Origin of the sequence: Saliniramus sp. (genome assembly GCF_035311605.1) — a bacterium.
Taxonomy (GTDB): Bacteria; Pseudomonadota; Alphaproteobacteria; order Rhizobiales; family Beijerinckiaceae; genus Saliniramus.
On the sequence record NZ_DATGCW010000063.1, the window covers coordinates 1 to 10,185 of the forward strand.

9 protein-coding genes and 1 tRNA gene are annotated in these 10,185 nt (G+C 63.9%); 4 read left to right on the plus strand and 6 right to left on the minus strand.

Features of this window, described 5'->3' with window-relative positions; all coding sequences use genetic code 11:
* A partial coding sequence (locus VKP01_RS03130; protein WP_324410185.1) for an ATP-binding protein occupies nucleotides 1–1,122 on the minus strand: 1,122 nt, incomplete at its 3' end.
* A gap of 147 nt (nucleotides 1,123–1,269) precedes the next feature.
* Here VKP01_RS03130 and VKP01_RS03135 point away from each other — a divergent pair.
* Nucleotides 1,270–1,407 carry a hypothetical protein gene (locus VKP01_RS03135; protein WP_324410187.1) on the plus strand — a complete coding sequence of 46 codons (138 nt, stop codon included), beginning with the start codon at nucleotides 1,270–1,272 and terminating at the stop codon, nucleotides 1,405–1,407.
* A gap of 166 nt (nucleotides 1,408–1,573) precedes the next feature.
* Here the strand turns inward: VKP01_RS03135 and der are convergent, their stop codons facing one another.
* The 4 genes from der to VKP01_RS03155 all read right to left on the minus strand — a co-directional run bounded on the left by der (nucleotide 1,574) and on the right by VKP01_RS03155 (nucleotide 5,340).
* A complete protein-coding gene (der, locus tag VKP01_RS03140) occupies nucleotides 1,574–2,920 on the minus strand; it encodes a ribosome biogenesis GTPase Der (RefSeq protein ID WP_324410188.1) in 1,347 nt (448 codons plus the stop codon).
* Between the two features lie 44 nt (nucleotides 2,921–2,964).
* Nucleotides 2,965–3,621: a tetratricopeptide repeat protein gene (locus VKP01_RS03145; RefSeq protein ID WP_324410190.1), complete on the minus strand. Its 657-nt coding sequence runs from the start codon at nucleotides 3,619–3,621 to the stop codon at nucleotides 2,965–2,967.
* Between the two features lie 146 nt (nucleotides 3,622–3,767).
* A complete protein-coding gene (gene murA / locus VKP01_RS03150; RefSeq protein ID WP_324410192.1) occupies nucleotides 3,768–5,057 on the minus strand; it encodes a UDP-N-acetylglucosamine 1-carboxyvinyltransferase in 1,290 nt (429 codons plus the stop codon).
* Nucleotides 5,058–5,133: 76 nt separating this feature from the next.
* The gene (locus VKP01_RS03155; RefSeq protein ID WP_324410194.1) at nucleotides 5,134–5,340 is read right to left on the minus strand and encodes a hypothetical protein; all 207 of its coding nucleotides are present in this window, start codon (nucleotides 5,338–5,340) and stop codon (nucleotides 5,134–5,136) included.
* Nucleotides 5,341–5,537: 197 nt separating this feature from the next.
* Here VKP01_RS03155 and hemA point away from each other — a divergent pair, with 197 nt between their 5' ends.
* The 3 genes from hemA to VKP01_RS03170 all read left to right on the plus strand — a co-directional run bounded on the left by hemA (nucleotide 5,538) and on the right by VKP01_RS03170 (nucleotide 9,530).
* Nucleotides 5,538–6,764 (plus strand): 5-aminolevulinate synthase, encoded by a 1,227-nt coding sequence (gene hemA / locus VKP01_RS03160; RefSeq protein ID WP_324410196.1) that lies wholly within the window; start codon nucleotides 5,538–5,540, stop codon nucleotides 6,762–6,764.
* A 140-nt stretch (nucleotides 6,765–6,904) separates the two neighbouring features.
* Nucleotides 6,905–6,979, plus strand: a tRNA-Thr gene (locus VKP01_RS03165).
* A 160-nt stretch (nucleotides 6,980–7,139) separates the two neighbouring features.
* Nucleotides 7,140–9,530, plus strand: a complete 2,391-nt coding sequence (locus VKP01_RS03170) for a transketolase (protein ID WP_324410198.1) — start codon at nucleotides 7,140–7,142, stop codon at nucleotides 9,528–9,530.
* Nucleotides 9,531–9,539: 9 nt separating this feature from the next.
* Here VKP01_RS03170 and VKP01_RS03175 read toward each other — a convergent pair.
* A partial coding sequence (locus VKP01_RS03175; protein ID WP_324410199.1) for an ion transporter occupies nucleotides 9,540–10,185 on the minus strand: 646 nt, incomplete at its 5' end.

Genomic DNA, 10,185 nt, shown 5'->3' on the forward strand with positions numbered 1-10,185 from the left:
AAACGCGTTCCACAGCACGTTACAAACGCTCCGTATGGCATCGACGGGAGAGATCTCGCCCTTATGCCCCAACGAAATCTCAGGCAAAACGATCCGATCGCGACGGTACGGGAATGTAATACTCTGCCTCGCTCCTGGATCCGGCTTCAACCCACGTGCGCGCGAAATGGACAAAGCCACGTAAACTGGCTTGGGCAAATCCAACTGCTCGCTGTACTGTTGCACGTTTTCGAAGGATGAAAGGAGTGAACCTTCTATTTCCCGAACATCGATAAGGCGATATTCGCCTTCTTCGCGCGCTGCGATGCGCTCAACAAACTCGACAACGCCAGACCGAAATAATGTCGTGAATGCACGAACTGGTTTAGTTGGATATTCGGGACCAGAATATTTTACCAGACCATCCAAGGAATATATTGAATTCCACCCCATCGCGCCGAGCGGCTTTACGGTATTATATTGCTGCTGCTCAAGATCAATGGTGAAATTTTCTGCAAATGACGCATATGGCAGGAAGTGCAGCACCAGGTGCGACTGCTGATCCTCCATTGGTAACGGGCCTTCGTCAGCATCAAGAAGGGCGAGCCGGTCTTGGCGAAATTTCCGCATTCGCTGTGCGATCTCGTCCCCACGCAGAAACGCATGACGCAGTTCATCCACAGACATCTGGTGCTTCCCGTTCTCCGTTCGAACATAGAAATGGCTGCCGCCGCGAGCAGTGGCTCGGTGCGGGCTTTGCCAGCTACGCGGAACGCGAATCAGAAGTACGCCCCGCCGCTCTTCCGTCGGAATCCAACGTACTCGAATTCCAATTATTTGCGGCTGGAAGGCATTACTCAAAAATTCTACGGTCTGCCGCACCAATGCATCGGCATCTGCGGTCTCAACTCCGCATATTTGCGCACCAGCGTCACTATCCCCCTCGTCTGAAATCCCGATGATCAGATCACCACCGCCGGCATTGGCAAACCCCGATACATCGGCGGCGAACTCTTTCCGATCAGCATCTTTATTGCCATACAGGTCGCGCTTGAACTCCAAACGTGGCCCTTCTGAAACGCCGCTATTTATGAGCGCCTGTATATCTTCGAGAGTTATATCGTCAAAATTTCGAGGAAGCACGCTACCTCCGAGACCTTGCTAGCGGCGCAGAAGCGCAGGAGGCGTACGCGCGAGATGAGAAACTAACATTGAACTTAAACAGATCAAAACGTGATTCGCCCAGAAAGGCAATAAAAAATTGCATTATTGCAGGCTACCATTTTGACGATGGAGGCCCGTTGGACCCAGGCAGGTCGCACAACCATCGCCGCCTCCCCCTATCACGGCCCCGTCGGGCTCGAATACAAACCGACGGGCCGCACCGAAGACGATTTCGGCTGGATGGAGACGTTCGGGGTCGTTTGAGGGCATTCGGGCGCGTTTCCCTTCCCTCAGGGGAGGAATCAAGGGTGGGGTGAATTCGGTTTGTGCAATCCGCAACGTCGGTGATCTTCATCGACGCTCGTCCCCACCCTCAATCCCTCCCCGCTGGGGAGGGAGGCCGGGCGCGGCCTTCATGCAGGGCAATCAATCACCCGCGGCCCTTGTCGTACGGGTTCTTGCCCGTACGCAGGGAAACCCGGATCGGGGTGCCGGGCAGATTGAAGGTTTCGCGCAGGCCGTTGACGAGGTAGCGGGTGTAGCTCTTGGGCAGGGCGTGGAGCTGGTTGCCGAAGAAGGCAAAATGCGGCGGGCGGGCCTTGATCTGGGTCATGTAGCGAATCTTGATCCGCCGGCCCGAGACCGCCGGCGGCGGATTGGCCTCCACTGCTTCGCCCAGCCACTGATTGAGCTTCGCGGTTGAAATACGCGTGTTCCAGGTCTCATGGGCCTTGAACACCGCCTGCATCAGCCGGTCGAGCCCCTCGCCGGCGAGGCCGGAGAGTGGCACCACCGGCGCGCCCTTGACCTGCGGCAGAAGCCGCGTCGCCTTCTCACGCAGGTCCTTCAGGAGCCCCTGCTGGTCAGCAACGAGATCCCATTTGTTGAGCCCGATCACCACCGCCCTGCCCTCGCGCTCGATCAGATCGACGATGGTCAGATCCTGTTTCTCGAACGGAATCGTGGCATCGAGAAGAACCACCACGACATCGGCGAAACGCATGGCGCGCAACCCGTCGGATGTGGCGAGCTTTTCCAGCTTGTCATCGATCCGCGCACGCTTGCGCAGACCCGCCGTGTCGATCAGCTTGGCGTGGCGCCCGCGCCAGGTCCAGTCGATGGTGATCGCATCGCGGGTGATCCCGGCCTCGGGCCCGGTGAGCAGACGGTCCGATCCGATCAGCTGGTTGATCAGCGTGGATTTTCCGGCATTGGGTCGCCCGAGAATGGCGATGCGCACCGGATCGTCATCGCCGCGCTCTGCCTCCTCGTCCTCCACCGCATCGGGCAGCAATTCGCGCAACTGGTCATAGAGCTCGTCGAGACCGGTTCCATGCTCGCCGGAAAAGGCGATGGGCTCGCCGAGGCCGAGTTCGTAGGCGTCGTAGACATTGGCGATTCCGGCCCGACTCTCCGCCTTGTTGGCGAGCAGGATCACCGGCTTTCCGGATTTGCGCACCAGTTCGGCGAAGGGTACATCCGTTGGCAGAAGGCCGGTGCGGGCATCGATGACGAAGAGCACGGCATCGGCATCCTCGATCGCCGCCTCTGTCTGGGCGCGCATGCGCCCCAGCAGGCTGCCGGAATCAGCCTCCTCCAGCCCTGCCGTATCGACGATCGAAAAGCGCAGATCCGCCAGTCGCGCCTCGCCCTCACGACGGTCACGGGTGACGCCGGGCAGATCGTCGACAAGCGCGAGACGCCGACCGACGAGGCGGTTGAACAGGGTCGACTTGCCCACATTCGGGCGGCCGACAATGGCGACGGTGGGCTGCATGGCCTTGCGCTTTCGCGTATACGCTGTTGGTTGCCGCTATCGGCTCACATGGTCTCGACAGGCCCGGCGGCCACGAGTGCGGAATAGATCTCGAGCCGCCCGCGCAGACCTGAAGGCGTATCCGGATCAGCGGCCAGCTCGTCGAACCAGCGCCCGGCCTCGTCGTAATTGCCGCGGCGCAGCGCCGCGAGCCCGAGCGCCTCGCGCGCGGAGTGGCGGTAGGCATTATTCGGAACGGCGAGCTCTTCCAGCGCGGCAGCAGCCGCTGCGGGATCGGTATCGAGCCGCAACATGGCTGCGCGCAGGGTGGCGAGATCGCGCATGCTCATCGGCACGCTCGTATCCGACGAGAGATCGTCGAAGGCTTCCGCCCCGCGCGACGCGCTTTGCTCGCCGAGCGCAGCTGCAATGCGGAAACGCGCCAGCAGCGGGAAACCGCCGCGCTCGCCATCGGCGAGTTCCTCAAGCATGGCGATGCCACTGTCGCGGTTGCCCGCATTGATCATCTGCTGGGCATCGAAGAGCTGCGCCGAAGCCTCGTGGGCGCGCTGCGTCTCGATATATTCCCAGTACCGCCAGCCGCCGACGCCCGCCACAACCAGCACCGCAACCGCCACGAACACACCGCCCCAGCGCTTCCAGAACGCCATGGCCCTGTCGCGGCGGAATTCCTCGTCGACCTCGCGGAAAAACTCGTTCATTGCCTGACCTGTTCGATATTCGGCGCGCCGATGCGCATTCTGATCAAGTGGCTCGACTAGCACAGGCCCGCGCGCAAGGCGAGACGCTTTCTCTGTCGAGCGTTGCCGGCTCGTGTTCAACGCCACGCGCGCGCTCGCTCCACGTCCTATGCGCGTACGCGCTCCACTTGTGCCCCGCAGCGCGTCAGCTTGCTCTCCAGCGCCTCGAAACCGCGATCGAGATGGTAAACCCGGTTGATCGTGGTCTCGCCTTCAGCAGCCAGCGCAGCGATGACGAGGGAGACCGAGGCGCGCAGATCCGTCGCCATCACCGGCGCCCCGCGCAGTTCCGACACGCCCTCGACGATGGCGAGATCACCATCGAGGCGAATCCTGGCACCGAGGCGGGCGAGCTCCTGCACATGCATGAACCGGTTCTCGAAAATCGTCTCGCGAATATGCGAAATGCCATCGGCCCGCGTCATCAGCGCCATGAATTGCGCCTGCAAATCGGTGGCAAAGCCGGGAAACGGCGCGGTCGTCACATCCACCGGCGCCAGCTTGCCGCCATTGCGGCGCACGCGGATCCCCGACGGCGTCTCGCTGATCTCGACCCCGGCGCGCGCGACCACATCCAGCGCCGATTGCAGCAGATCCGCGCGCGTGTTCTCCAAGGTCACATCCCCGCCCGCCATGGCGACGGCCATCGCGTAGGTGCCGGTCTCGATACGATCCGGCAGCACGGCGTGGCGCGCCCCGTGCAGGCTCGTGACGCCGGAGATCGCGATGCGCGGCGTGCCCGCGCCGGTGATCTTCGCGCCCATGGCGTTGAGGCAATCGGCGACATCGACGATCTCGGGCTCGCGCGCGGCATTCTCGATGACGGTCTCGCCGCGCGCCAAAGCGGCGGCCATCATCGCCACATGGGTGCCGCTCACGGTCACTTTGGGGAAGGTGATCCGCGCGCCGCGCAGGCCGTCCTTCGCCCGGGCGACCACGTAGCCCGCATCGATCTCGATCTCGGCGCCGAGCGCCTGGAGCGCATCAATCAGGAGGTCGACCGGGCGCGTGCCGATGGCGCAGCCGCCGGGCAGGGAGACACGGGCCTCGCCGAAGCGAGCGAGCAGCGGCGCGATCACCCAGAAACTCGCCCGCATGCGCGAGACGAGTTCATAGGGCGCAGTGGTATCGATGATGGTGGAGGCCTGGAGCCTCAGGGTCTGGCCCGCTTCGGCGCTCTCGCCCGGGCGGCGGCCCACGATGGTGTGATCGACACCGTGATTGCCCAGAATCCGCAAAAGCAGTTGCACATCGGCAAGGCGCGGCACATTCGCGAGTTCGAGCGTCTCGGCCGTCAGCAGACTCGCCGTCATCAGCGGCAAAGCCGCATTCTTCGCGCCGGAAATCGGTATCGCGCCGTTGAGCGACGCCCCGCCGCGGATGATGATGCGATCCATGCCCTCTAACCCCCACCGAAATCATTGCTGCGACATCCCGCCGCGTCGTCGTTTTGAACCGGCAAAAGCGGCGAGATCAAGATGGCTCACCCGCCTCACCCGGCTTCTTGTCCGGCTCCTTGCCCGTCGCGGCCTGCGCGTCCGGCTGCTCTGCCGCGCCGCCTGCCTTGCCCGAACCAGCCTGCAGATCCGAAGCAGCGCGTTTGCGCGCCTGCTGCTTGCGCCGTTTCAGATTCTGCCGCAGCGCCGCCTTCAGCCGCGCCTCGCGTCCCTGATCCGCCATCCGCTACCCCCGGGAGCCGCCTGTTTTGCGACCCTTCGTCGCTTCGACCCGGAATAAGGCTTTACACGGGCTCTCTCAAGCGCCAATCCCCTATATTGGAATCATTCGCATTGACGGATCGCAATGTGCGACAACGCTCGTGATGCGAAAGTTCGATACAGCGTCGCGCGCAGCGCGGCTCATCCCCCGGTGAAGCGATGGATTACGTCCGTTATTTCGAAAACGCCCTCGAGAGCCTCAAGCAGGAACGCCGGTATCGGGTGTTTGCCGATCTCGAGCGGATCGCGGGTGAATTCCCGCGCGCGCGCTGGCACAGTCCGGAAGGCGTGCGCGAGATCACGGTATGGTGCTCCAACGATTATCTCGGCATGGGGCAGAATCCCGACGTCATCGCGGCCATGGCCGAGACGGCTCAGCATTGCGGCACGGGCGCCGGCGGCACCCGCAACATTTCCGGGACCAGCCATCCCATCGTCGGGCTCGAGGCCGAGCTCGCGGATCTGCACGGCAAGGAAGCCGCCCTCGTCTTCACCTCCGGTTATGTCTCGAACCAGACCGGCATCGCCACCATCGCGCGGCTGATACCTGGCTGCGTGATTCTCTCGGATGCGCTCAACCACAATTCGATGATCGAGGGTGTGCGCAATGCCGGCTGCGAGAAGCAGATCTTCCGCCATAACGATCTCGCCCATCTCGAGGAACTGCTCATCGCCGCCGGCGACAAGCCGAAGCTGATCGTCTTCGAGAGCGTCTATTCCATGGATGGCGACATCGCGCCGATCGCACAGATCTGCGATCTGGCCGATCGTTACAATGCCATGACCTATATCGACGAGGTGCATGCAGTGGGCATGTACGGCCCGCGCGGCGCCGGCATCGCCGAGCGCGACGGGGTGATGCACCGGATCGACGTGATCGAGGGCACGCTCGGCAAAGCTTTCGGTGTGCTCGGCGGCTATATCACGGGACGCCGGGCGGTGATCGACGCCGTGCGCTCGCATGCGCCCGGCTTCATCTTCACCACAGCCCTCCCCCCGGCGATCTGCGCTGCGGCGGCCACGTCCGTGCGCCATCTCAAGGCCTCGCAGGTCGAGCGTGACGGCCAGCAGCGCCAGGCCGCGCGCGTGAAGCAGGTGCTCGGCGAGGCCGGCCTGCCGGTGCTGCCGACGCCGACGCATATCGTTCCGGTGATGGTGCGCGACGCCGAGACCTGCAAGGCGGCCTCGGATCGTCTGCTGGAGCGGCACGGCATCTACATCCAGCCGATCAACTACCCCACCGTCCCGCGCGGCACCGAGCGTCTGCGCATCACCCCGACACCGCTCCACGGCGAGGCGCATATCGGCCATCTGCGCGACTCGCTGCTTGAGACCTGGGCGGCGCTCGGCCTGCCGTTGCACGAGATCCGCCACGCCGCCGAATGAGGGGCGTGACGGCCCGGAATGCGCGAAATTCCGGTGCGGAGCATTTTCTTCACCGAAACCGCCCTGTCGCTCTTGCCAGCCCCCGCGCAATCCGATATCCACCCGCCGCAAGCGAGACGCGTCACGCGCCCCGCCCCTTTGCTGCCGTAGCTCAGTGGTAGAGCACTCCCTTGGTAAGGGAGAGGTCGTGAGTTCAATCCTCACCGGCAGCACCAGCGCAAACGCTCCCGAGCAAAGCTGATCGAGATTGCGCATTGCCAACTGCGCCGTGCCTCCGGCACCCTTCCCTTCTCGTCACTTCGCGCGCTACAACACCGGGGAAATCGTCGCTGCGGTCGCATCAGCCGTGGCACGCCCTTCAGGAGCCCCCCGATCATGAGCGATCCGCGTCTGCCGTTTCTCGCCGAGCTGGAAAAGAAGATCCTGTGGCTGTCCACCTGGACGATCCACAATGCCAACCATCTGCGCGAGAGTGCGGACGGGTTGAAGGTGGGCGGGCACCAGGCGTCATCGGCCTCGCTCGCCACCATCATGACGGCGCTCTACATGGCGGCGCTCCGGCCCGAGGATCGCGTCGCGGTGAAGCCGCATGCGAGCCCGGTCTATCACGCGATCCAGTATCTGTTCGGCAAGCAGAGCCGGGAGAATCTGGAGAATTTTCGCGGCTTCAAGGGGGCGCAATCCTATCCCTCGCGCACCAAGGACGCCGATGACGTCGACTTCTCCACCGGCTCCGTCGGGCTCGGCGTGGCACAGACACTGTTTGCCAGCATCGTGCAGGATTACGTGAAGGCGCATGGCTGGGCGAAGGATCGCCGGGAAGGGCGCATGATCGCCCTCGTCGGCGATGCCGAGATGGATGAGGGCAACATCTTCGAGGCACTGCTGGAGGGCTGGAAACAGGGTGTTCGCAATACCTGGTGGATCGTCGATTACAACCGCCAGAGCCTCGACGCCGTCATCCGCGAGGGGCTCTATGCCCGGTTCGAGGCGCTGTTTCGCGCCTTCGGCTGGGATGTCGTGACGCTGAAATACGGCTCGCTGCTCGAAGAAGCCTTCGCCGAGCCCGGCGGCGACAAGCTGCGCGACTGGATCGACACCTGCCCCAACCAGCTCTATTCCGCGCTGACCTTCCAGGGTGGTGCTGCCTGGCGCAAGCGGCTGATGGATGATCTGGGCGATCAGGGCCCGCTCACGGCCCTGATCGAAAAGCGCTCCGACGACGAGCTCGGGCGGCTGATGACCAACCTCGCCGGCCACGATCTGCCGACATTGCTGGAGGCCTTCGAGGGGATCGACCACGATCGCCCTGTCGTCTTCCTTGCCTACACGATCAAGGGCTTCGGCCTGCCGCTGGCCGGCCACAAGGACAACCATGCCGGCCTGCTCACGCCCACGCAATTCGCTACCTATCGTGAGCAGGCGGGCGTGCGCGAGGGGCATGAATGGGATCGCTTCGAAGGGCTCTCGCTGCCGGAAGACGAACTCGAGGCCTTCCTCGACAAGGTGCCATTCCGCGCCGGCGGCGAGCGGCGCCTGAGCGCCCCGGTGCTGCCCGTGCCGGCGGATTTTCCGGTCCCGCATCAGGCGACCCTTTCGACGCAGCAGGGCTTCGGCATGATCCTCAACGAGCTCGGTCGCAACGACACGCCGCTCGCCGAGCGGATCGTCACCACCTCGCCGGACGTGACCGTCTCGACCAATCTCGGGCCCTGGGTGAACCGGCGGGGCCTGTTCGCCCGCCAGAGCCTCGCCGATACCTTCAAGGCGGAGCGCATCCCCTCCACCTTCAACTGGGATTTCAAGCCCGAAGGCCAGCATATCGAGCTCGGTATTGCCGAGATGAACCTGTTCATCCAGCTCTCGGCGCTGGGATTGTCGCATTCGCTGTTCGGCGAGCGGCTGATCCCGATCGGAACGCTCTACGATCCGTTCATCTCGCGCGGCCTCGATGCGCTGAACTATGCATGTTATCAGGATTCGCGCTTCATTCTGGCGGCGACGCCATCAGGCATCACGCTGGCACCGGAGGGCGGGGCGCACCAATCCATCGCCACGCCGCTGATCGGCATGTCGCAGGACGGGCTCGCCTCCTTCGAGCCGGCCTATGTGGACGAGCTGGCCGAGATCATGCGTTTCGCCTTCGAATACGTCCAGCGCGACGGCTCCGGCGAACCGGACGAGCGTACCTGGCTGCGCGACGAGACCGGCGGCTCGATCTACATGCGGCTCTCGACGCGCGCGATCGAACAGCCCAACCGCAAGATGACACCGGAGCTCGCCCAGGGCATCGTCGATGGCGCCTACTGGCTGCGCGAACCCGGCCCGAATGCGCAGGTGATCGTGGCCTATACCGGGGTGATCGCGCCGGAGGCGATCGAGGCTGTGGGGCTGATGGCGGAGGATCGCCGCGATGTCGGCCTGCTCGCCGTGACCTCCGCCGACCGGCTCAATGCCGGCTGGACGGCGGCGCAGCGCGCCCGCGAGCGCGGCCTCGTGCATGCCCGCAGCCATATCGAGCGGCTTCTGGAAGATCTCCCGCCCCATTGCGGCATCGTCACCGTGCTTGACGGTCATCCCGCGACCCTCGGCTGGCTCGGCGCCGTGCACGGCCACCGCACGCGCTCGCTCGGCGTGGAGCATTTCGGCCAGACCGGCACCATCGCCGACCTCCACCACCATTACGGCATCGACGCGCAAGGTATTGTCGCGGCTGCGGAAATGATCGCACCGGGGCGGCCGATCCGGCATCTGAAGGCGCTGTGAGGGGAAGCCCTATTGCGCGGGTGAACGGCTGCCGATCGCTTCGCGCAGTTCTGCAATCTCGGCGCGCAGCGCCTTGATCTCGTCGGTAAGGACCTCGCGGGAATCCTGCGCGGCCTGCTGCTTGGCCTCCTCGGCCTTGCGCTCTTCCTCATGCGCCACCTCGTGCTCCACCTGCATCGCATTCACCACGATGCCGATGAAGAGGTTGAGCATGGTGAAGGTAGTGGAGAGGATGAAGGGCAGGAAAAAGGCCCAGGCATAGGGATAGACCTCCATGACCGGGCGGACGATCCCCATCGACCAGCTCTCCAGCGTCATGATCTGGAACAAAGTATAGGCCGAATGCGGGATGGTGCCGAACCAGTCCGGGAAGCTCGCGGCGAAGAGTTTTGTCGCCATCACCGAGAAGACGTAGAACAGCAGCGAGAGAAGCAGCACGATCGAGCCCATGCCGGGCAAAGCCCCGATCAGCGCGCCGACGACACGTTTGAGCGAGGGCACGATCGTGATCATGCGCAAGAGACGCAGCACCCTCAGTGCCCGCAGCACCGAGAAGGCGGCGGTGGCAGGCGCGAGCGCGATGGCGATGACGGTGAAATCGAACACGTTCCACGCGTTCTTGAAGAAACGCAGCCGGTAGACCGCGAGCCGCAGA

Coding starts and splice junctions, on each gene's coding strand:
- VKP01_RS03135 (WP_324410187.1), top strand. CDS start 1,270: ATGGAGGCCCGTTGGACCCAGGCAGGTCGCACAACCATCGCCGCCTCC.
- der (WP_324410188.1), bottom strand. CDS start 2,920: ATGCAGCCCACCGTCGCCATTGTCGGCCGCCCGAATGTGGGCAAGTCG.
- VKP01_RS03145 (WP_324410190.1), bottom strand. CDS start 3,621: ATGAACGAGTTTTTCCGCGAGGTCGACGAGGAATTCCGCCGCGACAGG.
- murA (WP_324410192.1), bottom strand. CDS start 5,057: ATGGATCGCATCATCATCCGCGGCGGGGCGTCGCTCAACGGCGCGATA.
- VKP01_RS03155 (WP_324410194.1), bottom strand. CDS start 5,340: ATGGCGGATCAGGGACGCGAGGCGCGGCTGAAGGCGGCGCTGCGGCAG.
- hemA (WP_324410196.1), top strand. CDS start 5,538: ATGGATTACGTCCGTTATTTCGAAAACGCCCTCGAGAGCCTCAAGCAG.
- VKP01_RS03170 (WP_324410198.1), top strand. CDS start 7,140: ATGAGCGATCCGCGTCTGCCGTTTCTCGCCGAGCTGGAAAAGAAGATC.